The following is a 25,775-nucleotide window of genomic DNA, read 5'->3' as shown; positions in this document are numbered from 1 at the left end:
CCTGAACCGCGAACGCTTCCCCCTCCCGGGCGGCCCCCCGTTCCCCCGTGGACCCAGACCTCAGGCGTTACTGCTTGGTGCCCTCGGCGTGGAAGTTGTCCGGCTTCACCGTGCCGGGCTTGGCGGTGAGCGGTGCGCCCGGAACGGTCTCAGGCGTGCCCTCGGCGTGGAAGTTGTCCGGCTCGACGCTGCCGTCGCCGGTGTTCGGGACCTTCGGCTGCTCTGCGCTCATGGTGCTCTCCTGTGTGCGTGTCCAGCTTTGGGGACGCTGTCGTAACGCCCGCCCGGCAGCGACCCCCGTGCACTACCGAGCGGGCAGCTCGTGCAGTGATGGAATCCTGACACCCGCCGATAATCAACTGATAAACGGCCTCGGTTGGGCAATGCCGGTCGTCGAACGACACCCCGCCCCCGGTCAGACCGCGGCCGACGACTCCGACTCGTCGCCCAGCAGCCGGCGCACTTCGGTGATCTCGGGCGAACCCAGCGCGGCATAGGTGGCCAGCGCGTCGTGCCAGCAGGCGTGCGCGCGTACTTCCTGGCCCATGGCGGCAAGGGCCTGGCCGAGGACGGTCAGCGCGTTCGCGGTACGCCAGTCGCCGCCGATCTCGCGCATGATGACCAGGGCCTGCTCGACATGGGAGGCCGACTGCCGGTAGCGGCCCGCGGCCAGGTGGAGCTGGGCCAGCCGGTAGAGGGTCATGCCCTCCCAGAACTGCTGCCGGGCCGCGCGGAAGATCTCCAGCGCCTCGGTGAGGCAGCCCAGGGCCCCGTCGTGGGAGCCGGTGGCGGTCAGGGTGATGCCCATCGAGTACAGGCCGTTGCCGAGCCGGAAGCCGGCGCCGAGTTCGCGGTAGATCGCCACGACGCGCTCGGTGGCGGCGATCGCCGCGGTGTCGTCCCCCAGGTCCAGCTGTGCGCGCGCCAGATTGCTGAGCGCCGCGGCCTCGCCGTGCTTGTTGCCGTCCGCCCTGAAGGCGTCCAGAGCGCTGATGAGATATTCCGCGCCCTCGGCGAAGCGGAGGCCGCGAAGGGCCAGGATGCCGCGCAGGTTCGGGGCGTAGCTGCACGTCATCGGGTCCTCGGCGGCCAGGCCGAGCACCAGGGCGCGCTTGGTCTCCTCCTCCGCCTCCTCGAACCTGGCCGACAGCCGCAGCAGTTGCCCCAGCCACACCCGGCCGCGGCCGTCGACCAGGGTGTCGCCGCAGTCGTGGGCGGTGGTCACGATCGCGCGGGTGGCCTGCTCGTACTGCCGGGCGTAGACGCCGGATTCCATCAGGTCCTGGGCGACGAGCAGAACGTCCACCGCGCGCCGCAGGAAGCTCTCGCAGCCGCCGTCCGCGGCCTGCTGCACGGCCGCCAGCAGCCCCTGGGCCTCGGAGAACATCCAGTCCAGGGATTCTTCCCTGGTACGGAAGGTCATACCGGGGTGGCTGGTCGGGGCGAGGTGGTCGATGACGCGGTCGCCGGGATTCTCCAGCGCGTACGCGGACACCGCCGACGCGAGGGAGAAGTCCAGCAGCCGGGACAGCGCCGCGCAGCGCACCTCGTGGGTCTCGTCGGTCTCGGCGCGCTCGCGGGCGTAGAGGCGCAGCAGGTCGTGGAAGCGGTAGCGGGCGGGCGCCGCCGACTCGATGAGGCTGATGTCGACCAGCGCTTCGAGCAGTTCCTCGGTCCGGTAGCGGTCCAGGTCGAGCACAGCCGCGGCGGCGTCCAGCGAGATGTCGGGTCCCTCGGGCAGCGAGAGCAGCCGGAAGGCTCGGGCCTGGGCCGGCGACAGATGGTCGTAGCCGAGGGCGAAGGTGGCCTTGACGGCGAGGTCGCCGGCCCGCAGTTCGTCCAGCCGCCGCCGGTGGTCGGCGAGCTTGTTGGCCAGTACCGACACCGTCCAGGTGCGGCGGGCGGCCAGCCGGGCGGCGGCGATCCGGATCGCGAGCGGCAGGAATCCGCAGGCGGCGACCACGTCGAGGGCGGCCTGCCGTTCGCTGTTGACCCGCTCCTCGCCGACGATGCGGGTGAACAGCAGCAGCGACTCCTCGGGCGACATCACGTCGAGGTCGACCAGGTGCGCGCCGGCCAGGTCCACCATCCGCATCCGGCTGGTGACCAGCGCGGCGCAGCCGGGTGTGCCGGGCAGCAACTGCCGGATCTGGGCGGCGTCGTAGGCGTTGTCGAGCAGCGCGAGCACGCGGCGGCCGTCGAGCGTGGAGCGGTAGAGGGCGGCGCGGTCGGCCAGCGAGTCGGGGATGGCGCCGTCGGGAAGGCCGAGGGCGCGCAGGAACGAGCCGAGTACGGCCTCGGGTTCGGCCGGCCGCGGCCCGGTGCCTTGCAGGTCGACGTACAACTGCCCGTCGGGGAAGGCCTCGCGGGCCTCGTGCGCGACCTGGACGGCGAGCGTGGTCTTGCCGACGCCGCCGATGCCCGCGACCGCGGAGACCGCCATCACCCCGCTGCCCTGCGACGCGCCGGCCAGCTGCTCGCCCAGTTCGCGGACGAAGGCGGCGCGGCCGGTGAAGTCGGAGACGGTGGCGGGCAGCTGCGCGGGGCGCAGGACTTCCGGGGCGCCGGGCCCGGTGGCGCCGTGCGGCGGGGCGAGGCCGGCGTCCGCCTCCAGCATGCGCTGGTGCAGGTCGCTCAGCTCGGCCGAGGGGTCGATGCCCAGCTCGTCGGCCAGCAGCCGCCGGGTGTCGGCGTAGACGCCGAGGGCCTCCGCCTGGCGTCCGCTGCGGTACAGGGCGAGCATCAGCAGGCCGCGGAGCCGCTCGCGCAGCGGGTGCTCGGCGGTGATCGCGGTCAGTTCGGAGACCGCCTCGGCGTGGGCGCCCATTTCCAGGTCGAGTTCGAGCCGCAGCTCGATCAGGCCCAGGTGCCATTCGGTGAGCCGGCCCCGCTGGGTCTCGGCGAAGGGCCCCGGCAGCCCGGCCAGCGGCTCGCCCTTCCACATGTCCAGGGCGTCGACCAGGAGTTCGCGGGCCTGCGCCGGATCGGTCTGGCGCACCTTCTCCGCCTCGGCGGCCAACTGCTCGACCCAGGTGGCGTCCAGCGCCTCGACGGGGACGTGGATGGCGTAGCCGCCCGAATCGGTGACCAGCGTCTGCGAGCCGAGCGCCTTGCGCAGCCGGAAGGCGTACGAGCGCAGGGCGGCCAGCGCCGTATTGGGCGGGGACTCGCCCCACAGGGCGTCGAGCAGCTCGGACGCGGTGGCCGTCCGCCCGCCGCGCAGCAGCAGGACGGCCAGCAGCGCGCGTTGCTGGGGTGCGCCGGTCACGATTGGCTGGCCGTCGCGCCAGGCGCGTACCGGCCCGAGGACCGCGAACCGCAGGCCGCTGCCCGGTTCCGTCCTGCTTCCCATGCATGCCCCCTGAACCGCCTGCGAGCCGCACCGGTCAGGAAAGGGCCGGGTCGGCTCTCCGCGCGTATATCAATCGTTCATCGCCGGACGGAACAGTTGTCCGCATGGCACTCGTCGGCCGAGCCTCTGGTTCGGCCCCGCCCGTGTCAGTTTGCCGTGTCGGGGCGCCCCGGGTCACCCCATGCGGGTCCCCAACCGGCCCAACGGCTGAAGTTGGGCTGAATTTGAGATTCCGGCTGTGCGTGCGCGGAGGTTGTGGTGTGTGGGGATGGATCGTGCCGTGGAGCTTTGTGCGACAGGACGGGTAACTGAACCGCGATGTGTGCGAAGTGCGCGGATCGCGCGAATGGTTCGTGGACTGTGGTGCGGGGTCCCGGCGGGGCTGACGGATATGCGGCCGGCGGGTTCGGGACCGGCGGATCCGGGACCGAGGCGTACGAGTCGAACACGTACCGGCCGGGTGCGTCGGACGGCTCGGGCGCGCTCGACGGCGCCGGCCCGGCCGGCACGCCGGACGGCCTTGAACCGTCCGGCTGGTGGGGCAGGCCGCGGCACGCCACCGTACGGCGGCTGCACGCCGCGCAGCCGCCGAGCCCGGCGTACGCGCCGCAATATGCCGCGCCGCGGGAAACCGCTGCAATGAGCGGCGGAGAGCACAGCAAGCCGCGCCGGGCGCGAATAGGCGGCGGGGGCGGCGGCGCCCGGCCGGTCGCGGGGGACGGCGGCCGGCTGCCGGGACCGCTGCTGCGGCGGCGCGCCGAACGGCACCCCGCGCTCGTGCCCGAGCTGCCCTTCGAATGCCGCGCCGCGGGTATCGGCACCGCGGGCTGCAGCTTCGCCGAACTCGACCGGCGCGCCAGGGCGGTGGCCGCCCGGCTCGGTACATTGCTGAGCCCGGGCAGCCGCGTCCTGCTCGTCTACCCCGAGGGCCCCGACCTGGCAGGCGCCTTCTTCGGCTGCCTCTACGCCGGCATGGCCGCGATCCCGCTCGTCCTGCCCACCTCCGGCGCCACCCGTACGGTGCCGCGCGCCGTCCAGCACTGCGACCCCGACCTGATCCTCACCGGCACCGACGGCTGGCACGCGCTGGAGGTGGACCGCAACCGTACGCAGGTGGTCGAGGCGGACGGCGTACGTGTCGCGGGCGAGCCCGTGTGGCGGCTGGCCCAGCAGTGGCGCCCGGTCGGCGTCCTGCGCGGCGCCCCCGCCTACCACCGCTACCACGACGACGGCCCCACGGGCGGGCGGCTCGAAGCGGCCATGGGCCACGGCGACCTCGCCGAGGTGATGACCGAACTCGCCCAGGCGGTCCGGCTCGGCACGGACGAGGAGAACATCGGCTGGATCGCGGCGGTGCACGGCCTGGAGGAGGCCGTGTGGCGCATCCTGCTCCCGGTGAGGGTGACGGGCTGACGCCGCCGCCCGGGCGCGTCCGGGCGGCGGACCTCGGCGCGGACATAGGCCGCCGCCGAGGCGGTGGTCCGCCAGCTGACCGTGCCCGACGCGGGCAGCGGCGCCGCGAACACCTGGCCCTCGTCGGAGACCCGGCGCAGCAGGGCGCCGGCCGGAACACCCGACACGGTCAGGCCCACCGTCACCACGGCGTCGGGTGCGACGGGCAGCCGGTCGCCGATGCCCGCGTGCTCGCCGTGCGGCCCGACGCGGTGAAGGCGAGCTGCACTTCGGCGTTCTCCGCGATCCAGGGGCGGCCGGCCCGGATACCGGCCTGTAGGGCGCGGCGGTTGGGACCGTCCGCCGGCACGACGGCCTGCGGGAGGCCCACGACGTCGGGGTCGCGGTGGGCGTCGGAGTTGCCCATCGCTGGAATCCAGTGGCCGTCGCCGCGGCGGACCGCGCCGGTCAGCAGATTGTCCCAGGTCAGCAGGGACGCCTCGTCGTCGCTGGCCCAGGGGCCGTTCCAGACCTCGATCGCGTCGACGTCGTCGTAGCCGAACTTCCACTGGCCGGCCAGGTTCGTGCCGTACGGGACGGCCGGCCGGTCGTACGTGTACGACACGGCGATCTGCCGCATCCCGCGCGGCACCTCGACCGGCAGGTACACGAAGTCGGCGGCGCCGGTGGGCAGGTGGCCGGTCACGATCCTCTTCAGGTCGCCGTCCTGACCTGGTGAGGAGGATTTGTCGGAGGCTGCGGCGAAGTTCACGGGGGTCAGCGTGAGGATGCCGGTCGCGCTTGCCAGCGCGGAGAGTTTCAGCGCGTCGCGTCGGTCCATGGCCCGTACGGTTCCACCAGCGGGTGACGTCGGGGTGGCCTTCACCCGAGCCCCGCCAAGCCCCCGGGGGCGGTTGCGCGGTTCCCCTCCGCCGACGCGGCGCTGGGGGTTTCGCTGCGTCGGCGGGTGCGCATCCCCCGGGAGCGTGGGTTGGGCGGCTCCCCTTCGGCAAGGGGGTGCCCATGGGCCGGCGGTGCCTCCGCGTAGGAGGGTGCCCCTCGGCTGGTGCTGGGGTGCCGACCAAAGGCGCGGGGAACTGCGCGCGCAACCGGCCACCGGCCGGCGGTCCGGGATCGGACCGGACAGCCCCTCTGGGTCGGTGACGGCCCGCGCGTGGTGGGCCGGTCGCGCAGTTCCCCGCGCCTTTGGGGCGGTGGCGGTGCATTGCCACGCGATGGCGGGTGGGTGGTTGCACGCGCAGTTCCCCGCGCCCTGGAATGGCACGGGGAGTTCGTACGTGACGGCACGTCGTGGCTGGGCGCGCGGTTCCCCGCGCCCCTGCGGGGTGGGGCGGCGCGCCGTCAGGCTTGGGGGCGTGGCGCCTCGCGCCCCCAAGGGGTGGTGGCGGTCCGCACGCGACCGTGGGGGTGGGCCGGCCGCGCCGTTCACCGCGGCGCCGGCGGGGGGTTCGTGCACGGCGGCGCGTCGCGGCTGAGGCGCCGACGCGCACGGCCGTATTCCCACCCGGCAGGAGAGATTGGTGACAGGCCGCACGGTGCGGCGAGGACAGTGGAATGTCGGGGCAGCGACCTATGCTCGGGGAATGACCTTGCCCCCGCCCACCGCCAACGCCATGCGCCGCGCCCTGCACCGCGCAGCGGACGGCGTCGCCCTCGACACGGGAGAGGCCGCCGTGCTGCTGCAAGCCCGCAGCGGCGACCTGGCGCGGCTGGCCGAGACCGCGGCCCGCGTGCGCGACGCGGGGCTCGACGCGGCGGGCCGCCCCGGCGTCATCACGTATTCGCGGAAGGTCTTCATACCGCTGACGCGGCTGTGCCGGGACACCTGCCATTACTGCACCTTCGTGACGGTGCCCGGCAAGCTGCGCCGGGACGGCCACGGCATGTACCTTTCGCCGGACGAGGTGCTGGACATCGCCCGCCGCGGCGCCGCCATGGGCTGCAAGGAAGCGCTGTTCACGCTCGGGGACCGCCCGGAGGACCGCTGGCCCGAGGCGCGGGAGTGGCTGGACGCGCACGGTTACGACGACACGCTCGCGTACGTACGCGCGATGTCGATCCGGGTGCTGGAGGAGACCGGGCTGCTGCCGCACCTCAACCCGGGGGTGCTGTCGTGGACGGATCTGCAGCGGCTCAAGCCGGTCGCCCCGTCGATGGGCATGATGCTGGAGACGACGGCGACCCGGCTGTGGTCGGAGCGCGGCGGGCCGCACTTCGGTTCGCCGGACAAGGAGCCCGCGGTACGGCTGCGGGTCCTGGAGGACGCGGGCCGCTCCAATGTGCCGTTCACGACCGGCATCCTGATCGGCATCGGGGAGACCTACGAGGAGCGCGCCGAGTCGCTGTTCGCGATCCGCCGCACCGCCCGCCGCTACCACGGCGTCCAGGAAGTGATCGTCCAGAACTTCCGGGCCAAGCCCGACACCGCGATGCGCGGCATGCCGGACGCGGAGCTGGAGGAGCTGGCCGCGGCCATCGCGGTGGCGCGAGTGGTGCTGGGCCCGGCGGCCCGTATCCAGGCGCCGCCGAATCTGGTCGACGGCGAATACGCCCGCTTCATCGAGGCCGGCATCGACGACTGGGGCGGCGTCTCGCCGCTGACCCCCGACCACGTCAATCCCGAGCGCCCCTGGCCGCAGATCGACGACCTGGCGGCGCGTACGGCGGAGGCCGGCTTCACGCTGCGCGAACGCCTCACCATCTACCCGGAGTTCGTGCTGCGCGGCGAACCGTGGCTCGACCCGCGCCTGGTCCCGCACGTACGGGCGCTGGCCGATCCCGCGACCGGCCTCGCGCGGCAGGACGCCGTGGTCGAGGGCCGGCCGTGGCAGGAGCCTGATGAGGCCTTCCCCGCGGCCGGCGGGCGTACTGACCTGCACCGCACGATCGACACCGAGGGCCGTACCTCCGACCGCAGGGACGACTTCGACGACGTCTACGGCGACTGGGAGGAGCTGCGCGAACAGGCCGCGCCGGGCATGGTGCCCGACCGGGTGGACGCCGACGTCCGCGGGGCGCTGTCCACAGCGGCCGACGACCCGACGAAGCTCACCGACGCCGAGGCGCTCGCGCTGCTGCACGCCGACGGCCCGGCGCTGGACGCGCTGTGCCGGATCGCGGACGACCTGCGCAGGGACGTCGTCGGCGACGAGGTCACGTACATCGTGACGCGGAACATCAACTTCACCAACGTCTGCTACACCGGCTGCCGTTTCTGCGCCTTCGCGCAGCGCCGCACCGACGCCGACGCCTACACCCTGTCCCTGGACCAGGTCGCCGACCGGGTCCAGCAGGCGTGGGAGGTCGGCGCGACCGAGGTGTGCATGCAGGGCGGCATCCACCCCGACCTGCCGGGCACCGCGTACTTCGACATCGCGCGGGCGGTCAAGGCCCGCGTCCCCGGCATGCACATGCACGCCTTCTCGCCGATGGAGGTCGTCAACGGGGCGACCCGCACCGGTATGTCGGTCCGCGACTGGCTGACCGCCGCCAAGGAGGCGGGCCTCGACTCGATCCCCGGCACAGCCGCCGAGATCCTCGATGACGAGGTGCGCTGGGTCCTGACCAAGGGCAAACTCCCCACCGCCACCTGGGTCGAGGTGGTCAGCACCGCCCATGAGCTGGGCATCCGCTCCTCGTCCACCATGATGTACGGGCACGTGGACCAGCCGCACCACTGGCTCGGCCACCTGCGGCTGCTCGCCGAGATCCAGCAGCGCACCGGCGGCTTCACCGAATTCGTCACGCTGCCCTTCATCCACACCAACGCGCCCGTCTACCTGGCCGGTATCGCCCGCCCCGGGCCGACCGCCCGCGACAACCGGGCCGTCACCGCGATGGCCCGGCTGCTGCTGCACCCGCACATCACCAATATCCAGACCAGCTGGGTGAAGCTGGGGGCGGACGGCGCGGCCGACATGCTCCGTTCGGGGGCCAACGATCTCGGCGGCACCCTGATGGAGGAGACCATCTCCCGCATGGCGGGCTCGGGTTACGGCTCGTACCGTTCGATCCGCGATCTGGTCGCCATCGCGGAGGCGGCCGGCCGGCCCGCCCGGCAGCGCACCACGCTGTACGGCGACGTGCCCGCCGAGCGCGTCGCGGCCGGTCTCGCCTCCGACGGCCACCTGCCGGAACTGCTGCCCGTGCTGGGGGACGTGCACGGTTAGCCGACGTCGGCGGGGAGGGTCGCTCGTGGCCTTCCCCGGGCGGCGGGCCCGCCGCGCGGCTCCGCCCCCGGCGCCCCTGGGCCGGTGCCATGTCCCGTGGCGTTCACCGTGCCGCCGCACTGCGGCCGGCCGCGCAGTTTCCCGCGCCCCCGCCGGGCTCGTCCTCCACCGCCAGAGGGGCACGTTTCGGGGACGCGAGGAAACGCGCGCCCAGCCATGACAGCGACGCGCGCAAGGACGTACCGCAAGCGGCGTCCCCGCCACGCGCGCCCCTGGCACAGTGGTGGCGTCGGGGCCAGTGAAGCGGAGGGGTCGCATGAGGCGGCGTCATATCGGGATGTGCGCGGCGGCGTTGGCGGGGGCGGTGATCGCCGGGACAGCGGCGGCCGGCGGGGCGCGGGCCGCCGCGGGGGCGGTGACGTACGGTCGGAGCGAGCGGCTGGCGCGCGGCGTGGACTACCGGGAGTTCACTGCGGATTCCGCGAACGGCGTCGTACATGGCCACGTGATCACTATCGACCTCCGCGATCCGCGGGTGAGAGTGGACCTGCTCACCCCCGGCACCGTCGCCGCCCGCGCGCCGGTCTCGCAACTGGCTGACGCCCGCCGTGCGACCGCCGCCGTGAACGGCGACTTCTTCGACATCGAGGAGAGCCAGCACCCCGGCGTCACCCCCACCGGCTCCTCCGTGGGCCCGGAGATCAGCTCGGGCCGCCCGCTGAAGGCCGCCGTGCCGACCGCCCAGCGGTTCGGCCCCGGCCTGCCGGCGGGCGAAACGACGCGGGACGTGCTCGGCGTCGGCACCGACCGCAGAGCGCGGCTCGACACGCTGACGCTGCACGGCCGGGTGCGTACGGCCGCGGGCAGCTACCCGCTGGGCGGCTTCAACCAGTACGCCCTGCCGGTCGGCGGCATCGGCGCGTACACCGCGGACTGGGGCGCGGCCTCGCGCGGGCGCGCGGTGTGCGGCAGCGACACCTCCCGGGCGGCCGGGTGCAGCACCGACACCTACGAGGTCGCCGTACGCGCCGGCCGCGTCGTGTCCGTGGCGGAGGCACCGGGCGCGGGCGCCGTCCCCAGCGGCACGACCGTGCTGCTGGGCCGGGACGCCGGCGCGGACACGCTGCGTACGCTGCGGCCCGGCGACCGCGTACGCGTCGACGAGCACCTGGCGCCGTCCGCCGCCCGCGTGCCGTACGCCTTCGCGGTCGGCGGCTTCCCGGTGCTGCGCGCCGGCGCGCCCCTCGCGGGCCTGGACGACAGGACGGCGGCGACCAGGACCGCGGCAGGTTTCGGCAACCACGGCCGTACGCTGCGGCTGCTCGCCCTGGACGGCAGCGCCGAGGCGAAAGCGGGCCTGACGGTCGCGGAACTGGCCGGCGTGTTGCAGGAATTGGGCTGCGACAACGCCGTCAACCTGGACGGCGGCGGCTCCACCACCCTGGTCGCCCGCGACCCGGGCGCGGGCGCGGTCACCGTACGCAACCGCCCGGCGGGCGGCGTCGAGCGCCCGGTCGCCAACGGGATCGGCGTCTTCGCGGCCGGTTGAGCCCCCTTCGCGCGCCGGAGCGCACTCCGGGGAGATATCCCGCCATCTCCCCGGAGCCGCCTCATCCGGGACAACCTTCACCTACCCCGCGCACCCCTTCCGCTCCTGGCCACGTCGGCTATCGTGCAGGCGCAGAACGGGTTCGGATCGGGGGACGATCGGAGGGAACCGCTTTGACCGCTGTCTGGGGACGCGCGCAGCAGCAGGACTTCCGCAGCCGCGTCCGTGGCTGTCTGCTCGGCGGGGCGATCGGCGACGCGCTCGGCGCGGGGATCGAGTTCGAGTCCCTCGAAGCGATCCAGGGCAACCACGGACCCGACGGGGTCACCGACTACGTCACCGCTTATGGGCGGCGCGGCGCGGTCACCGACGACACGCAGATGACGCTGTTCACCGTCGAGGGCCTGATACGCGCGCAGGTGCGCCGGGACACCGGCGCCTGGCACCCGCCCACCGACGTCCACCGCGCGTACCGCCGCTGGTCGGCCACACAGAGCGAGTGGGGCCCCGACGAGCGCCGCAAGGACGCCGGCTGGCTCGCCCGCGAGGAGTGGCTCTACGCGCGGAGGGCGCCGGGCAACGCGTGCCTCACCGGCCTCTCGGACGACCGCATGGGCACCCTGGAGGAGCCGAAGAACCCCGGCTCCAAGGGGTGCGGCACGGTGATGCGCTCGGCGCCCTTCGGACTGCTGGTCGGCTGGGAGCCGCAGTTGGTGTTCCAGCTCGCGGTGGAGTGCGCCGCGCAGACCCACGGGCACCCCACCGGGCAGCTCGCCGCGGGCGCTTTCGCCGTGATCATCCACGGGCTCGCCCGCGGCGAGGCGCTCGACGGGTCCGTCCAGCACGCCCTGGCCCTGCTGGGCGCGCGCCCCGGCCACCAGGAGACGACCGACGCGCTCCAGAGCGCGCTGGGGGCCGTACGGCAGGGCTTGCCGTCGCCGCAGCGCGTCGAAGCACTCGGGGAGGGCTGGACGGCCGAGGAGTCCCTGGCGATCGGCGTCTATTGCGCATTGGTCGCCGAGGACGTGCGCCACGGGCTGCTGCTCGCCGTCAACCACTCGGGCGACAGCGATTCGACCGGGTCGATCTGCGGCAATCTGCTGGGCGTCCAGCACGGGGAGACGGCGCTGCCGCCCGCGTGGATAGCGGAGCTGGAGGGCCGGGCGACGATCCTGCAGCTCGCGGACGACTTCGCCATGGAGATGACGCAGGCGCCCGCCCTGCACGGCCCGTCCGGGGCCAGCCCCGCCTGGCTGGACCGCTACCCCGCCGCGTAGCCCTTCCCCGCGCCCTTGCGGCGCCCGTCCCGCGCCGCGCAGGGCCACCGCATGGGCGCGGGGAATTGCGCGCGCCACCACGGCGGCGGGTCGACAGGAGAAGCCGCCGCCGCCTCCCGCAGCGGCTATTCCGTGCTGGCCGCCGGCCGCAGAGCGTCGTCCCCCGCTTGCGACGGCTCGGGAAGGGCGACCGACCCCGCCCCGCCCCCGTCGGAGTTGATCCGCGCCAGGAGGGCGTCCCGCTCCGGCGTGTCCTCCGGCTTGATCCAGCCGACGACCACGTACAGCACGAGCGAGACCGCGAGCGGCAGCGAGATCTGGTATTCGAGGTGGACGCCGCCCGACACCGCGTCGTTGACGGGGTAGTTGAGCAGGTAGAAGGCGAACAGGCCGAGCGCCCAGCTGGTGAGGGCCGCGGTCGGGCCGGAGCGGCGGAAGCGGGGGAGCAGGCCGAGCATGAAGGGGATCGCGATCGGGCCCATGAGCCCGGCGACCCACTTGATCACGACCGTGATGATGTCCTTGAAGGCCGGCGAGTTGACCTGGGTCGCGACGGCCATGGACAGGCCGAGGAAGGCCAGCGTGGTGATCCGGGCCGCGATGAGGCCGACCCGGGCGGTCCACTCGCGGGCCTGCCGGGAGAAGGCGGGCGCGATGTCGCGGGTGACGACGGCCGAGATGGCGTTGGCGTCGGAGGAGCACATGGCCATGGTGTGGGAGAAGAAGCCGACCACGACCAGGCCCAGCAGCCCGTGCGGCAGCAGCTGTTCGGTGAGCAGCGCGTAGGAGTCGGAGCCGTCGGGCTTCTTGGCGTGCACGAGCAGCGGGGAGACCCACATCGGGAAGAACAGCACGACGGGCCACACGAACCACAGCGCCGAGGAGAGAGCGGCACTGCGGGTGGCCTCCTTGGCGGACCTCGTGGCCATGTACCGCTGCGCCTGGTTCCACATGCCGCCGTTGTATTCGAAGGTCTTGATGAAGAGGTAGGCGAGCAGGAAGACCGTGGTGTAGGGGCCCGCGGTGGGGTGGCCGTGGTGGCGGAGCGCGGGTTCGTCCCAGACGTTCCAGATGCCGCTGACGCCGCCGAGCTTGTTCAGCGCGGCGACCAGCATCGCCAGGCCGGCCACCAGCTGGATGACGAACTGGCCCAGTTCGGTGAGCGCGTCGGCCCACAGCCCGCCGACGGTGCAGTAGACCGCGGTGATCGCGCCGGTGATGACGATGCCCTGGGTGATGGTGACGCCGGTGAAGACCGACAGCAGGGTCGCGATGGCGGCCCACTTGGCGCCGACGTCGACGATCTTGAGCAGGACGCCGGACCAGGCGAGCGCCTGCTGCGTGGTCAGGTTGTAGCGGTTCTTGAGGTATTCGAGCGGTGAGGCGACGTGCAGCCGGGACCGTACCCGGTTCAGCCGCGGCGCGAAGGTCTTGGCGCCGATGGCGATCCCGACGGCGATGGGCAGCGCCCAGGTGACGTACGACGTGATGCCGTACTGGTAGGAGATGCCCGCGTAACCGGTGAACATCACCGCGCTGTAGCCCGACATGTGGTGCGAGATGCCGGACAGCCACCACGGCATCCTGCCGCCTGCGGTGAAGTAGTCGCCGACGTCGTCGACGCGTTTGTGCGACCACACACCGATCGCGATCATGACGCCGAAGTAGGCGATGAGCACGGTCCAGTCGAGACTGTTCATTGTCCCCTCCAGGGGGTCCGCCTTGTGAACGGGAACGCACTTCGCCGTGACGCTCGCCCGGGCGGCTGGCCCCCGTGCGGGAGTGGGGACTTCCGGGATTGAACCCTTGGCCCGGAGGGCCGGTCAAGGGTCCCGGTGTTCAAGAGTCTGAATTCGGATCAGAAAGCCGAACGATTTTACTTTCTCTTTACTCTCCGTGGCATTGTGACGCCCGGGGCCGCGAACCCACGATGAGCGGGCACTTCGCTTGACGCGGGCACGGCAGAGCGGCCGTACGGGAGCGGGTCCCGTACGGCTCGGAAAGGGGCGCAGGACGCCGGCGGACCGCCGGTCGCGGGTGGGCCGGGCGCGGGCCGGCCGGGGATCAGCCGAAGGCCCGCGCGAGGCGGCGCAGCCCCTCGGCGATCTCCTCGGGCGTATGCGTGGTGAAGGACATCCGCAGCGTCGCCCGGTCGGGCTCGGCGGCGTAGAAGGGTGCGCCCGGCACATAGGCGACGTCGTGCGTGATCGCGGTACGCAGCAGCGCGGTGGCGTCCCGGTCCGCGGGCAGCCGCACCCAGACGAACATCCCGCCCTCGGGGCGGTTCCACGCACTGCCCTGGGGCAGCGCCGCGGGCAGCCCGGCGAGCAGCGCGTCCCTGCGAGCCCGGTAGGCCGAACGCACCCGGTCCAGATGCGCGTCGAGGTCGCGGTCGGCGAGGTAGCGGGCGGCAGCCGCCTGGTCCACCGTCGAGGTGTGCAGATCGGCCGCCTGCTTGGCGATCACGCAGGGCCGCAGCAGCGCGGCCGGCGCCCGCAGCCAGCCCAGCCGCATCCCGGGTGCCATCACCTTGGAGAAGCTGCCCAGCAGGACCGTACGGTCGGCGGCGGCCTCGTACGAGCTGATCCACGGCCGGCGGTCGCCCTCGAAGCGCAACTCCCCGTACGGGTCGTCCTCGGCGATCCACAGCCCGTGCCGCCCGGCCACCTCGGCAACCGCGCGGCGGCGCAGCTCGGGCAGCGTGCGGCCGGTCGGGTTCTGGAAGTCGGGGATCAGGTAGAGCAGTTTGGGCCGCTCGCGCAGCACCAGCTCCTCCAGCGCGTCCGGCAGCACCCCGTCCTCGTCGGTCGGCACCGGCACCACCCGGGCGCCCGCGAAGCCGAAGCACTGCAACGCCGCCAGATACGTCGGATTCTCCACCAGCACGACATCGCCCGGCTCCAGCAGCACGGTCGCGAGCAGCGCGAGCCCCTGCTGCGAACCGCCCGTCACCACGACGCTGCCGGCGTCGGTGCCGAGCCCCCGCCGGGTCAGCCGCCCCGCCACCGCGGCCCGCAGCGCCGGATCGCCCTCGGTGGTCGAATACTGCAGCACCGTCCCCGCCCGCTCGGCCAGCACCCGGTCGTACGCCGCCCTGATCCCCTCCGCGTCGAACAACTCGGGCGCGGGCAGCCCCCCGGCGAACGAGATCACCTCGGGCCGCGCTGTCAGCGCCAGGATCTCCCGCACCGGTGAAGCCCCCACATCCCGTGCGCGTGCGGCAAGTGCGGGCAGTGCGGCTCCGGCGGTCGTCGTCATGTGCGGCAGCCTACGAAAAACCGTTGTAATGTCCAGATACTTTTCAGCATCCGGTCGGCCGGGCGCCGCACGGGGCAGCAGCGAGCCCTCTCGGCCAGGACGGCGGCCGGTCGAGAGGGCTTTTGCGGTGGTGCTGTACTCGTGGTGCTGTCCTGCGGCCGGTGCCGACCGGTCAGCGCAGGTCGTACGTGCCGTGGTCCACGTCGGTGACGAAGGACGACCACGCCTCGGGGGAGAAGGTGAGCACCGGACCCTGCGGGTCCTTCGAGTCGCGGACCACGACGGCCGCGACAGCCGGGGACTTCACTTCGACACAGGCACCGTTTCCGGTGGACCGCGAGGACTTGCGCCACGCGGGGGTGCTGCCCAGCTTGATTGCCATCTCTGCTCCGGTCTGTGCTGGTGACGGCGGCGGGGTGTACTCCGCAATGCGATCGCGCGGTGGCGATGTGGCGTACACCACTGCCTGACTGCGATCGACGCTACTCGCCAACATCACCGACCGGGTGGGGCCTTCACTCGACCAGGTGGCATATTCCTGGCAACCCTTGTCAATGATCGGGTAGTAGAGTAATTTGCCCGCCTGCACGCCGAGGCGACCCCATGCGTCGCCTGGCCGGGAGCTGCCGGATCAGGCGTACCGCAGGGCCGCGTCGCCGATGAACTGCCGGGTGGCCTCCGCGCTCAGCGCCTGCGCCCGCAGATGCTCGTACATCACGCTGTAGGCCTGCACATCGGTGTCCTTCTCCAGATACAGGTCGCTGTTCACGCCCTCCAGATAGACCACCGTGGCATCCGTCGTGTCGGTGAACTCCAGCACCGCGAACTGCCCGCTCAGTCCCGGGTGCGCACCCGCCTCGAACGGCAGCACCTGGACGGTGACATGCGGCAGATGGCTCAATTCCACGAGATGCGCGAGCTGTTCGCGCATGATCTGCGCGTCGCCGACCTTGCGGCACAGCGCCGCCTCGTCCACCACCGCCCACATCCGCAACGGCCCGTCGAGATCGGTGATCCGTTCCTGCCGGCGCATGCGCACGCTGACCCGCTTCTCGACCTGCTCCGACGTCGCCTCGGGCAGATTGCCCGCGATCACCGCGCTCGCGTAGCGCTGGGTCTGCAACAGGCCGGGCACCACCTGGGGTTCGAAGACCCGCAGACTCGCCGCCTCCGTCTCCAGGCCGATGTAGACGCTGTAGGGGATGTCGCCGAAGGCGTGCCACCAGCCCTGCTGGCGGGACTCCTTGGCCATCTGCATCAGCGATTCGACAACGCGCACGTCCTCGACCCCGTACACCCCGCACAGGTCGCGGACGTCGCGCTGGCTGATGCTGCGGCGGCCGTTCTCCAGGCGGCTGATCTTGGACTGGGAGACCAGGAGCCGGGCCGCGACCTCCTCGGCCGTCATCCCCTTCTCCTCACGGAGCTTGCGCAGCTCCGAACCCAGACGGCGGCGCCTGACGGTGGGGTTGACGTTGGCGACCACAGGAAGTGCACCTCCACGCTGAACCGTACTGATGGTCAGCAGCCTGCCACTAGCGGTCATCGCCGCGCTGGCGAATGGTCGTAACAAGATTGCCCGGCCTGCGCCCCGGGCGCGCGGAAGCTGCTCGCGCGCCTCGTGGGCGGGGGGGAAACGTGCCGCGCGGGGCACCGGGTCCGGACGTCCGTCCGGCGCCCGCCACCCCGCGCGGCACAGCGGCTCCCGGAGGGGATCTCGCTGCGGACGGGGCCGAATCCGCGGTGTCCTGTCCCTGCCGACGGACACCGCCGCCCGTCCTGTGGCGTTACGGGTTGCGTACGCGTACTGCTGGCACTGCTCTGGTGCTGCTCGTACTCGCTCGTACTTACTGGAGGTGCTGCTCACGCCGTGCTGTTCAGGTGGTCACGTACTGCCGTGTGCTTTCGCGTGCTCGGTGTGCTCGGACGCGCTGAACGTCAGCGGGCACCGGCCCTGGCCATCGTGCCGTGTCCCACCGTGCGTTGTGCCTGGGCGGGTGGGCGCTTGGGCTGCGCGGCCACGCCGTTCTGCACGTCCATCACGGCGTGCGCGACGAGTCCGCCCATCGGGTCGTACCTGATCAGGTCCCGCAGGCGCGATCTGGACGACCGGCCTTCGTTGCCCGGGTACAGGTGCTTGCCGAGACCCACGGAGTGGGCGAGCGCGGCGAGCGCGGCGGTCCGCGGGTCCGGCGGTACGCCGGTGCGGATCGCACTGTCCAGCCGGGATCTGATCTCCCGGCTGACCGCGCTGTCGGTCGCCTGATACCGAGTGGTCGGCAGCACCCCGCACATCTGTCCCGGCACGGCGTGCACCATGCCGCACCGTTCCAAGTGCGCGAGATACGTCTGACGGAGCCCCAGCCGGGGTCCGCCGATCCAGTGGACCGCCCGCACCGGGCTGCCACGACGGCGCAACAGCTCCAGAGCGGAGTCCAGAGTCGGATCTCCAGTCGGCCGTGGGTGCACCACGGCGATACGATCCCCGTCAGGGGCTATCCGTCCTGCCAGAGCCAGCTCGACGAGCTGTGCTCCGGCGAGGCCGAGGTCGAGTGATTGCGGCTGCGCCGTGGTCCCGGTCGTCGGGTCCAGGGCGAGCAGCAACAGCTCTTCCGGAATTGTTCTGCGGCTCTTGCCCATCCATGCCTCCCCGCGTGGATGAGTGACAGGGTGACGCCTCTCACACCGGCCTGTCGAGAGCGCCTTCTCCATATCGGCGGGAACCGGCTGGTATGTCGTTCTCGTCTACGGGGGCGGAGGTGGTGTCGCGGACGGCCTGCGGGCCCGTCGCGGGACTATTGCAAGTGTGGGTCAGGACGGGTAGGGGCGCCGGGTGGCGCCCCGCACGATGTGTGGAGGAGGTCTGCGTGGCGGGCGAGTCCCCCGGCAGGGAACAGCAGCGTGGGACATCGGGGGACGGGGCCGCAGCGCGGGCCGCAGACCCGAGGCTGGTGGTGTTCCGGGCGCCTCATGAGGCGCGTGAGGCGGCTGTGGTGGACGCCACGCCGGTACGGCACGAGGGTGCGTCCGCCGGCGACGTCCAGTCGGGCGTGCCGGAATCGGCCGATCTGCCGGGCTCGCCCGCCCGCCCGCGCCCGGCCGCCGCATCCACCGACGGTCCTGCGGCGGATACGCCGGGTGACGTAGCGGTCGCGGACGCGACGGCCGACGCCGTTACGCCGTCCGCTCCGCCGGTGCCTCGCGGGCCGGTCATGGAGCCCCGGAAAACGGAACCAAATCGTGATCCGGAGACTGGTGCTGCAGGTGCGGATGAGGCTGCTGGTGCAGCTGTGGTGAATGAACTTTCAACCGAAAAGGCGGAAGCCGACGGTGACCCGGGGCCGCAGGACGCGCCCGGGAGTCCGTCCGCGGCTGCGCCCGGGCACGAGCCGGGGCGCACTCCGGTGGCGGAAGCGGGCGCCCGGACGGCGGGCGGCCGTAGAGGTGAGCTTTCCGGGACGGCGGCCGGGGGCGGCGCAGAGGCCGCCTCCGGGGCCGTGGCGGCCCCGCAGGACGCTCCCGGCGCCGCAGGCGCGCCGGCCGCCGAGGACGGGCCCCAGGACGCGCCCGCGGGCCAGGCCGGGGCAGGGGCGGTCACGGACGCTCCGGCGGCCGGCCCTGCGGCCGGCCCGGAAGCGGAATCGGGGCCGGGCGGCGGCTCAGGGTCGGCGAACGGGCCGAAAGACGCCCCCCCGGAGGCGCCGGGGGGCGCTTCCGAGGCGTCTTCGGAGAAGGCGTCGGCCAAGGGCGCCCCCGTGGGCACCCCCTCGGACGCACCCGTGGCGTCTCCGGCGGACGCCCCCGAGGACGCCGCCCCGGCGGAGGCCCCCCGGGCGCCCTCCGGTGCCGCCTCGCCCCCCGGGGACGAGGACACCGGTGTGCACCGCGCCGAGGTCCGCAAGTCACTGCTGCGGCCGCTGATCTCCGACCTCCCGGCCGAACGCCCGGTGGGTCGTACCGGGAGCCCCGCGGCAGGCGCGGCGCCCGGCTGGGCCGGCGCGGCGGCCTCCGCGCCGCCCGCCGCTTCCGCGCCCCTGCCGCCCGCCGCCGCCCCCGACCAGGGCGAGATCGTCGGGCCCGAGGGGACGCGGGCCATGCCCGTACCGTCGCTGTCGCCGTCCGGGTCGGGGTCCGGCACCACCGGGGCCACCCCGCTCAAGCTGCTGGCCCAGCTCACCAACACCCCGCCGCCCCGGCAGACCGCGCTGCGCACCGTCGGCCGGCGGTTCAAGATCTGGACCCCGCTGGTCATCCTGCTCGCGGTGGTCTTCGTCATCGTCCAGGCCGTACGCCCGCTGCCCGCGGCCGGCCTCCGGCTGACCGCCGCGCCCTCGTACGCCTTCCCCGGCGCCTCGCTGCCCGGGTCGATGCCGTGGCCCGGTGAGGGCCAGTCCGTCGCCGAGGTCGAGGGCCTCGGCTCGCTCGGTGTGCACGGCGCCCAGAATCCGGTGCCGATCGCCAGCCTCACCAAGGTGATGACCGCGTACGTGGTGCTGCGCGACCACCCGCTCACCGGCAAGCAGAACGGGCCGGTGATCCCCGTCGACCAGCAGGCGGCCGACGAGTCCGCGTCCGCCGACGAGTCGACCGCCCATGTGTCGGCGGGCCAGAAGTTCACCGAACGCCAGCTGCTGCAACTGCTGCTGGTCCCGTCGGGCAACAACATCGCCCGGCTGCTGGCCCGTTGGGACGCGGGGACGCAGCAGGCCTTCGTCACCAAGATGACATCGGCCGCCGCGGGGCTCGGCATGACCCACACCACCTACACCGGGGCCAGCGGCTTCGAGGAGACCACCGTCAGCACCGCGGTCGACCAGCTCAAGCTGGCCCGCGAGGTGATGAAGAACGAGGTCTTCCGCTCGGTCGTCGCGCTCCCCAACGTCGATGTGCCCGGTGTCGGCCGGATCTACAACAACAACAACGACCTGGTGAAGCCCGGCGTCGTCGGCATCAAGACGGGGTCGAGCACCCCGGCGGGCGGCGCCCTGATGTGGGCGGCGAAGAAGAAGGTCGGCGGCAAGGACCAGCTGATCCTCGGTGTCGTCCTCCAGCAGCACGGCGGCACCACCGTCAACGACAGCCTGCAGACCGCACTCACCCGCAGCCAGCAGCTCATCGAGGCCGTCCAGGGCGGACTCACGTCCGTGACGGTCGTCAAGAAGGGCGACGTCGTCGGCGAGGTCCGCGACGGCCTCGGCGGTACGACCCCGGTCGCCGCCGCCGCCGACCTCACGGCGGTCGGCTGGCCGGGCCTGCGCTCCACGATCACCCTCAGCACGCCGGCCACCGGGGTGCCGCACAGTGCCAAGGCGGGTGCCGTGGTGGGCACGCTCACCATCGGTGCCGGGTCGGCCAGGACCACTGTCCCGGCCGTCCTCAAGTCCGATCTCGCGGAGCCGTCCTTCGGGGCGAAGCTCACGCACTTCTGACAGCCGGCCGGATTCCTCCCGGGGCCGCCCCTTCCGGCGGCCCCGGGAACTTGCGGCCCCGGGACTTGCGCCGGGGGACCTGCCGCGCCGGGCGGCCTGTCGCGCCCTGGATGCCAGCCTCTTGCGACGGCTCCTTGCCGTGGCCCTTTGCGGCGGCCGTCGCAAAGGGCGCCGTCGTACCCGGCCGCGGCTGCTGTGAAACGGCCCTGCGACCCTCCTGGCAGGGAAACCGCCTACGCGGAGAGGCGGCGCTCCAGCGGCGTACGGAAACGGGGCGTCACCCGCACCCCGCCCAGCACCGCACCGAGTTGCTCGGCGGCAACGCCGACCGCGGCCTCCGCCGCAGCCCCGCGGTCAGCGATCCGCTGCCAGACGACGGCCCCGTCACCCCGCTGTGCCCAGCCGCCGATGACCTCGCCGCCCCACCACACGGTGGGCCCGATGTTCCCGGTCCTGTCGAAGAGTTCGGCGTGCCCTTCCGGCAGGAACCAGCCCCGCTCCCTCCACCCCATTGCCGCCGGGTCCAGCGCGGGCAGCAACTGCGCAGTCCGCGGCTCCTCCGCCGGGTCCTGCCCGGTGTCGCCCGGGAGGACGTAAGCGGTGGCGCCGTCGTCCAGCACGACCGCCTCGGCCCCGACCGCGCCCAGCGCCTCGCGGGTCTCGCGCCGCGTCCAGCCCGTCCACCACGCGAGGTCGGCCTCGGTGCCGGGTCCGTATGCCCCCAGCCACGCCTTCGCGAGCGCTGCCCGCGCGGGCTCGGCGGACAGCTCCGGCAGCGGTTCCGCGGTCGCCCAGCGGAATTGGCCGCTGGTCCAGGATCCGGCCGGCCGGCGCCGCTCGATCCGGCCCTCCGCGGCCATCGTGCGGATGATCCGGCTCGCGACGTTCTGCTTCGCCTCGTACGGTTTGCCGCGGGCGACGACGACCTGTTCGCGCAACCGCGGTACGAGCCGGGACAGTTCGGCGCCGCTGCTCTCCGGGTGGGCGGCCAGCGCCGCGGCGACCTCCGCCTCGACATCCATGAGCCACGCGGCGTCCCAGCCGCCGTCCGCGAGGTGGGCGAGTAGGCTCTTGCGCTCCTTGACGGCGATGCGGCGCCCGGCGGCGGCGTACACCCCGGGTGCGAACGGGCGCGTGACCACGAACATGGTCCGCCGCATCGCCAGCATCCGGGTGAGCCCCGGAGGCCGCGCGTACAGCTCCCTCTCCACGGCGGAGACCGCGCCGCCCGGGTCGGGGAGCCGCGCGGCGATGGCGAGATACACCGTCGCCGGGTCCGTCGCGTGCACCGCGACCAGCCGCTCCACGACCTCCCGGACCCCGGCCGCCGGTGCCCCGAGCCGCGCCACCAACCGCGCCCTGCGCGCCTCCACCGACACCCGCCGCACTTCTGCCATCCCCCTATCGTGGCGCCCTGTGGCTCGTGCCCTGTGCCCTGCGCCCTGCGCCGTGTGCGGCCGCCCGCTACCGCGCGAGCGGCGCGAACGTCCGCAGCCGCAGACTGTTGGCCACGACGAAGACCGACGAGAACGCCATCGCGGCCCCCGCGATCATCGGATTGAGCAGCCCGGCGGCGGCCAGCGGCAATGCCGCGATGTTGTACGCGAACGCCCAGAACAGATTCGACTTGATCGTGGTCAGCGTCCGCCGCGCCAGCCGGATCGCGTCCGCGGCGACCCGCAGGTCCCCCCGTACGAGGGTGAGGTCGCCCGCCTCGATCGCCGCGTCCGACCCCGTGCCCATGGCGAGCCCGAGATCGGCCTGCGCGAGCGCAGCCGCGTCATTGACCCCGTCGCCGACCATCGCGACGGTGCGGCCCTCCGCCTGGAGCCGCCTGATGACGGCGACCTTGTCCTCGGGAAGGACTTCGGCGTGGACATCTTCCGCGGCGATGCCTATGTCCGCGGCCACCGCCGCGGCGACGGCCGCGCTGTCCCCGGTGAGCAGCACCGGCCGCAGCCCGAGCCCGCGCAGCCGCCGTACGGCCTCCGCGCTCTCCGGCTTGACGGCGTCGGCCACGACGAGGACCGCCCGGGCGCGGCCGTCCCAGCCGACGGCCACCGCCGTGCCGCCGCCGGTCTCCGCGGCGGCCTTGGCGCGGGCCAGCTCCGGCGGCAGCGGCTGCGACCGGTCGCGCAGCAGCTGCTCACGTCCGACGAGCACCGCGTGCCCCTCCACGACGCCCTGGACGCCGAGGCCCGGCAGGTTGGAGAAGTCCCCGACGTCGGGCAGCGCGCCGGCCTCCGCGGCCCCGGCGGCGACGGCCCGTGCGATGGGGTGCTCCGAGGCGTGCTCCAGGGCGCCCGCGAGCCGCAGCGCCTCGCCTTCGTCGACGCCGTCGGCCACCAGCACGCCGGTCAGCGTCATCGAACCGGTCGTGACCGTACCGGTCTTGTCGAGCACGATCGTGTCGACGGCCCGGGTCGACTCCAACACCTCGGGGCCCTTGATGAGGATGCCGAGCTGGGCGCCGCGCCCGGTGCCGACCATGAGAGCGGTGGGCGTCGCGAGTCCGAGCGCGCACGGGCAGGCGATGATGAGGACGGCGACGGCGGCGGTGAAGGCCGCCTCCGCGCCCTCGCCGAGCGCCAGCCAGACCACCAGGGTGCCGAGCGCGAGCAGGATGACGGTGGGCACGAAGACCCCGGAGATACGGTCGGCGAGCCGCTGGGCCGCGGCCTTGCCGTTCTGCGCGTCCTCCACCAGGCTCGCCATCCGCGCGAGTTGGGTGTCGGCGCCGATCCTGGTGGCTTCGACCACCAGCCGCCCGCCGGCGTTCACGGTGGCGCCGGTGACCCGGTCGCCGGGGCCGACCTCGACCGGCACCGACTCGCCCGTCAGCATCGACGCGTCGACGGCCGACGTGCCGTCCCGCACCAGGCCGTCGGTGGCGATCTTCTCGCCCGGCCGTACGACGAAGCGGTCGCCGACCGCCAGATCGCCGATCGGGATCCGTACTTCACCGCCGCCGCGCAGTACGGCGACGTCCTTGGCGCCGAGTTCGAGCAGCGCGCGCAAGGCGGCGCCGGCCCGGCGCTTGGCACGCGCCTCGAAGTAGCGGCCGGCCAGGATGAAGGCCGTGACGCCGGCTGCCGCCTCCAGATAGATCTCGCTGCCGCCCTGCGTACGGGACACCGTCAGCCGGAAGGCGTCGGTCATGCCGGTCATCCCGGCGTCGCCGAAGAAGAGCGCCCACAGCGACCAGCCGAAGGCGGCCAGCGTGCCGACCGAGACCAGGGTGTCCATGGTCGCGGCGCCGTGCCGCAGATTCGTCCAGGCGGCGCGGTGGAAGGGCCAGCCGGCGTAGACGACGACCGGCGAGGCGAGGGTCAGCGACAGCCACTGCCAGTTGTCGAACTGCAGGGCCGGCACCATCGCGAGCACGATCACCGGCACGGCCAGCACGACGGCGGTGGTCAAGCGCTGCCGCAGTGAGGTCAGTTCGGTGTCGGCCGGCGCGGCGGCGTCCGGCGCCCGCGTGGCGGCGGGCGGCGGGGGGAGCGCGGCGGTGTAGCCGGTGGCCTCGACCGTCGCGATCAGGTCGCCGACCGCGATTCCGTCCTTGTAGCCGACCTTGGCCTTCTCGGTCGCGTAGTTGACCGTGGCGGTGACGCCGTCCATCCGGTTGAGCTTCTTCTCGATCCTGGCGGCGCAGGACGCGCACGTCATGCCGCCGATCTCCAGCTCGACCCACTGCCCGGCCGGCCGCGCGACGCCGCCGTTGCTGCTGGTGCCGCTGCCGTCCTGGTGGACGTCCATGCCGTTCATCGCTGCTCCCCGCTCCCCCCGCTGGTGTGTGGCTCAGGCCCGCCCGACGAGCTCGTAGCCCGCCTCGTCGACCGCCGCCCGTACCTTCTCGTCGTCCACCGGCTGGTCGGAGCCGATGGTCAGCAGTCCGGTCGAGGCGACCGCCTTGACGGACGTGACGCCGGGGATGGCGGTGACCTCCTGGGTGACCGCGGATTCGCAGTGGCCGCAGGTCATTCCGGACACCGAGTAGACGACATCGCTCATGGTGTGCTCCTCGTCGCGTGGTCGGGGACGGCTCGTTCCGTCTCCACCGCTCACCAGCCTATACCCCCTAGGGGTATTTTGCCGAAGACCCCCCAGGGGTATCGGGTGACCTGTGTCGCACTCGGCCGCCGACCCGGGGTCACTCGTCGCCGGCCAGCCGGTCCAGCAGCGCCGCCGCCAGGCGCAGTACCTCGCGCTCGGTGTCGTTCAGCTCGGCGTCCATCCGCTCCCGCAGCCATGTGTCGCCGTGTCGTACGTCACGGGCCATCGCCGCGAAGCCGCGGTCGGTCAGCTCGATGACATGGCTGCGGCCGTCCGCCGCGTCCCTGGTCCTGCTCACCATCCCGTCCCCGGCCAGTGCGGCCAGTGTCCGGGTCAGCGACTGCGGCTGTACGTGCAGGGCCGCGGCAATGGCGCCGGGCGCGCTCGGCCCCGAGCGGTAGAGGTGCGCGAGCACGCCGAGACGCCCGCTGGGCAGGCCGTCCTGCGGGCGCTCGGTACGCATCCGGCGGCTGAGCCGGTTCACCGCACGGCGCAGCACCGCTGCCGGGTCTTGGGGCGGGGGAGGAAACATGGCGGCCATTTTCATAAGCTCGGCGTACTATCAATGGTGGTTAGAGATGCTTCTGTGGTGTAAGGGCGGGCCTGTCGGCGGTATGGTCGTACGCCAGGCGTAATGGATGGTGAGGGGATGGGGCAGTCCGTACGAGATCGGCTGCGCGGTGCGCGCCGAGTGCCAGGGTCCGGCGGCGACGGGAGAGCCCAGCTCGTACGAGACCGGCTGCGGCTGCTCGACCCCGGGCGGGTCCTGCTGCGGACTGCCGCTCGGACGATCCTGGCGGCGCTCGCCGCCCTGCTGATATCCGTGGCAATGGCCAAAGCCGCGGACCTGCCCGGCGGAGCCGTCGTGATCGCGACCGTCGTCGCCGTCATGGTCTCGCGCACTCTGCACGCGACCAGCCTCGCGCATCGGCTCTCCGCTCTGCTGTACGTCCCCGCGATCGGCCTGCTGGCCGGCCTCGTGGGGCGGTTCATGCTGCATCACACCTGGCTGGGCGCGGCAATGTACGTCGCCGCGGTCGGCGGGTCACGCTACCTGCTGCGTTTCGGCGGCCGTGTACGGCGTTTCGGCCGGCTCGCCCTCACCCCGCTCATCGCGGTCATGGTCGTACCGGTACCGCCGAGCGCCGCCAAGGCCACCGGGCCGCTGTGGGGCGCCGCGGCCGGGGCGATCGCCGTGGCCTGCGTCCTGCTGTCCCAGGCCGTACTCCCGGCCCGCCCGACCCGCGAGGCCGCCGCGGCGGCCTCGCGGGT

The 25,775-nt window shown here is 73.1% G+C and carries 18 protein-coding genes; 6 read left to right on the top strand and 12 right to left on the bottom strand.

The genetic code is table 11. From position 1 onward, the window contains the following. Positions 1 to 67 precede the first annotated feature (67 nt). Positions 68 to 232 (bottom strand): hypothetical protein, encoded by a 165-nt coding sequence (locus V7E46_RS19240; protein ID WP_333769563.1) that lies wholly within the window; start codon positions 230 to 232, stop codon positions 68 to 70. A gap of 183 nt (positions 233 to 415) precedes the next feature. After that, complete coding sequence (locus tag V7E46_RS19235) at positions 416 to 3,352, bottom strand: AfsR/SARP family transcriptional regulator (protein WP_333769562.1); 2,937 nt, start codon at positions 3,350 to 3,352, stop codon at positions 416 to 418. A gap of 360 nt (positions 3,353 to 3,712) precedes the next feature. On the opposite strand from V7E46_RS19235, the gene V7E46_RS19230 reads away from it, so the two are divergent. Then, positions 3,713 to 4,765, top strand: a complete 1,053-nt coding sequence (locus V7E46_RS19230) for an AMP-binding protein (protein ID WP_333769561.1) — start codon at positions 3,713 to 3,715, stop codon at positions 4,763 to 4,765. A 181-nt stretch (positions 4,766 to 4,946) separates the two neighbouring features. Here V7E46_RS19230 and V7E46_RS19225 read toward each other — a convergent pair whose 3' ends face one another. Further along, the gene (locus V7E46_RS19225; RefSeq protein ID WP_333769560.1) at positions 4,947 to 5,585 is read right to left on the bottom strand and encodes a hypothetical protein; all 639 of its coding nucleotides are present in this window, start codon (positions 5,583 to 5,585) and stop codon (positions 4,947 to 4,949) included. 763 nt (positions 5,586 to 6,348) lie between these two features. Between V7E46_RS19225 and V7E46_RS19220 the strand changes: the two genes are divergently transcribed. From V7E46_RS19220 to V7E46_RS19210, 3 genes are all read left to right on the top strand, one after another. Further along, the gene (locus V7E46_RS19220; RefSeq protein WP_333769559.1) at positions 6,349 to 8,934 is read left to right on the top strand and encodes a bifunctional FO biosynthesis protein CofGH; all 2,586 of its coding nucleotides are present in this window, start codon (positions 6,349 to 6,351) and stop codon (positions 8,932 to 8,934) included. A 316-nt stretch (positions 8,935 to 9,250) separates the two neighbouring features. Next, entirely contained in the window at positions 9,251 to 10,483 is a 1,233-nt protein-coding gene (locus tag V7E46_RS19215; protein ID WP_333769558.1) for a phosphodiester glycosidase family protein, read from the top strand. 173 nt (positions 10,484 to 10,656) lie between these two features. Beyond that, positions 10,657 to 11,760, top strand: coding sequence for an ADP-ribosylglycohydrolase family protein (locus V7E46_RS19210; protein WP_329178253.1), 1,104 nt, complete (start codon positions 10,657 to 10,659; stop codon positions 11,758 to 11,760). A gap of 125 nt (positions 11,761 to 11,885) precedes the next feature. Here the strand turns inward: V7E46_RS19210 and V7E46_RS19205 are convergent, their stop codons facing one another. The 5 genes from V7E46_RS19205 to V7E46_RS19185 all read right to left on the bottom strand — a co-directional run bounded on the left by V7E46_RS19205 (position 11,886) and on the right by V7E46_RS19185 (position 17,658). Then, positions 11,886 to 13,460 carry a sodium:solute symporter family protein gene (locus tag V7E46_RS19205; protein ID WP_333769557.1) on the bottom strand — a complete coding sequence of 525 codons (1,575 nt, stop codon included), beginning with the start codon at positions 13,458 to 13,460 and terminating at the stop codon, positions 11,886 to 11,888. Between the two features lie 364 nt (positions 13,461 to 13,824). Beyond that, positions 13,825 to 15,018: an aminotransferase-like domain-containing protein gene (locus V7E46_RS19200; RefSeq protein WP_333769556.1), complete on the bottom strand. Its 1,194-nt coding sequence runs from the start codon at positions 15,016 to 15,018 to the stop codon at positions 13,825 to 13,827. Between the two features lie 172 nt (positions 15,019 to 15,190). Further along, positions 15,191 to 15,400: a DUF397 domain-containing protein gene (locus tag V7E46_RS19195; RefSeq protein WP_333769555.1), complete on the bottom strand. Its 210-nt coding sequence runs from the start codon at positions 15,398 to 15,400 to the stop codon at positions 15,191 to 15,193. A gap of 249 nt (positions 15,401 to 15,649) precedes the next feature. Further along, on the bottom strand, positions 15,650 to 16,504 hold the full coding sequence (locus V7E46_RS19190) for a helix-turn-helix domain-containing protein (RefSeq protein WP_333769554.1): 855 nt from the start codon (positions 16,502 to 16,504) through the stop codon (positions 15,650 to 15,652). A gap of 452 nt (positions 16,505 to 16,956) precedes the next feature. Next, positions 16,957 to 17,658, bottom strand: coding sequence for a GOLPH3/VPS74 family protein (locus tag V7E46_RS19185; protein ID WP_329178262.1), 702 nt, complete (start codon positions 17,656 to 17,658; stop codon positions 16,957 to 16,959). A 1,139-nt stretch (positions 17,659 to 18,797) separates the two neighbouring features. Here V7E46_RS19185 and V7E46_RS19180 point away from each other — a divergent pair. After that, positions 18,798 to 20,447 (top strand): D-alanyl-D-alanine carboxypeptidase, encoded by a 1,650-nt coding sequence (locus V7E46_RS19180; protein WP_333769553.1) that lies wholly within the window; start codon positions 18,798 to 18,800, stop codon positions 20,445 to 20,447. A 233-nt stretch (positions 20,448 to 20,680) separates the two neighbouring features. Here the strand turns inward: V7E46_RS19180 and V7E46_RS19175 are convergent, their stop codons facing one another. The 4 genes from V7E46_RS19175 to V7E46_RS19160 form a co-directional block, all read right to left on the bottom strand. Continuing rightward, positions 20,681 to 21,844 (bottom strand): winged helix DNA-binding domain-containing protein, encoded by a 1,164-nt coding sequence (locus tag V7E46_RS19175; protein WP_333769552.1) that lies wholly within the window; start codon positions 21,842 to 21,844, stop codon positions 20,681 to 20,683. A 67-nt stretch (positions 21,845 to 21,911) separates the two neighbouring features. After that, a complete protein-coding gene (locus tag V7E46_RS19170; protein ID WP_443054242.1) occupies positions 21,912 to 24,206 on the bottom strand; it encodes a heavy metal translocating P-type ATPase in 2,295 nt (764 codons plus the stop codon). 42 nt (positions 24,207 to 24,248) lie between these two features. Further along, positions 24,249 to 24,461, bottom strand: a complete 213-nt coding sequence (locus V7E46_RS19165) for a heavy-metal-associated domain-containing protein (protein ID WP_329178269.1) — start codon at positions 24,459 to 24,461, stop codon at positions 24,249 to 24,251. A 139-nt stretch (positions 24,462 to 24,600) separates the two neighbouring features. Further along, complete coding sequence (locus V7E46_RS19160; RefSeq protein ID WP_333769550.1) at positions 24,601 to 25,035, bottom strand: MarR family winged helix-turn-helix transcriptional regulator; 435 nt, start codon at positions 25,033 to 25,035, stop codon at positions 24,601 to 24,603. A 159-nt stretch (positions 25,036 to 25,194) separates the two neighbouring features. Between V7E46_RS19160 and V7E46_RS19155 the strand changes: the two genes are divergently transcribed. Further along, positions 25,195 to 25,775 (top strand): hypothetical protein (locus V7E46_RS19155; protein ID WP_333769549.1); only part of this gene is annotated, 581 nt, incomplete at its 3' end.

This window comes from Streptomyces sp. IBSBF 2435, from assembly GCF_036815005.1.
GTDB lineage: Bacteria > Actinomycetota > Actinomycetes > Streptomycetales > Streptomycetaceae > Actinacidiphila.
Note: the sequence above shows the minus strand (reverse complement) of the source record. Positions and strands in the feature narration are given on the sequence as shown.

Excerpts from the sequence above, each read along its gene's own strand:
- V7E46_RS19240 (WP_333769563.1), bottom strand. The coding sequence starts at position 232 with ATGAGCGCAGAGCAGCCGAAGGTCCCGAACACCGGCGACGGCAGCGTC.
- V7E46_RS19235 (WP_333769562.1), bottom strand. The coding sequence starts at position 3,352 with ATGGGAAGCAGGACGGAACCGGGCAGCGGCCTGCGGTTCGCGGTCCTC.
- V7E46_RS19225 (WP_333769560.1), bottom strand. The coding sequence starts at position 5,585 with ATGGACCGACGCGACGCGCTGAAACTCTCCGCGCTGGCAAGCGCGACC.
- V7E46_RS19220 (WP_333769559.1), top strand. The coding sequence starts at position 6,349 with ATGACCTTGCCCCCGCCCACCGCCAACGCCATGCGCCGCGCCCTGCAC.
- V7E46_RS19215 (WP_333769558.1), top strand. The coding sequence starts at position 9,251 with ATGAGGCGGCGTCATATCGGGATGTGCGCGGCGGCGTTGGCGGGGGCG.
- V7E46_RS19205 (WP_333769557.1), bottom strand. The coding sequence starts at position 13,460 with ATGAACAGTCTCGACTGGACCGTGCTCATCGCCTACTTCGGCGTCATG.
- V7E46_RS19200 (WP_333769556.1), bottom strand. The coding sequence starts at position 15,018 with ATGACGACGACCGCCGGAGCCGCACTGCCCGCACTTGCCGCACGCGCA.
- V7E46_RS19195 (WP_333769555.1), bottom strand. The coding sequence starts at position 15,400 with ATGGCAATCAAGCTGGGCAGCACCCCCGCGTGGCGCAAGTCCTCGCGG.
- V7E46_RS19185 (WP_329178262.1), bottom strand. The coding sequence starts at position 17,658 with ATGGGCAAGAGCCGCAGAACAATTCCGGAAGAGCTGTTGCTGCTCGCC.
- V7E46_RS19175 (WP_333769552.1), bottom strand. The coding sequence starts at position 21,844 with ATGGCAGAAGTGCGGCGGGTGTCGGTGGAGGCGCGCAGGGCGCGGTTG.
- V7E46_RS19170 (WP_443054242.1), bottom strand. The coding sequence starts at position 24,206 with ATGGACGTCCACCAGGACGGCAGCGGCACCAGCAGCAACGGCGGCGTC.
- V7E46_RS19165 (WP_329178269.1), bottom strand. The coding sequence starts at position 24,461 with ATGAGCGATGTCGTCTACTCGGTGTCCGGAATGACCTGCGGCCACTGC.
- V7E46_RS19160 (WP_333769550.1), bottom strand. The coding sequence starts at position 25,035 with ATGTTTCCTCCCCCGCCCCAAGACCCGGCAGCGGTGCTGCGCCGTGCG.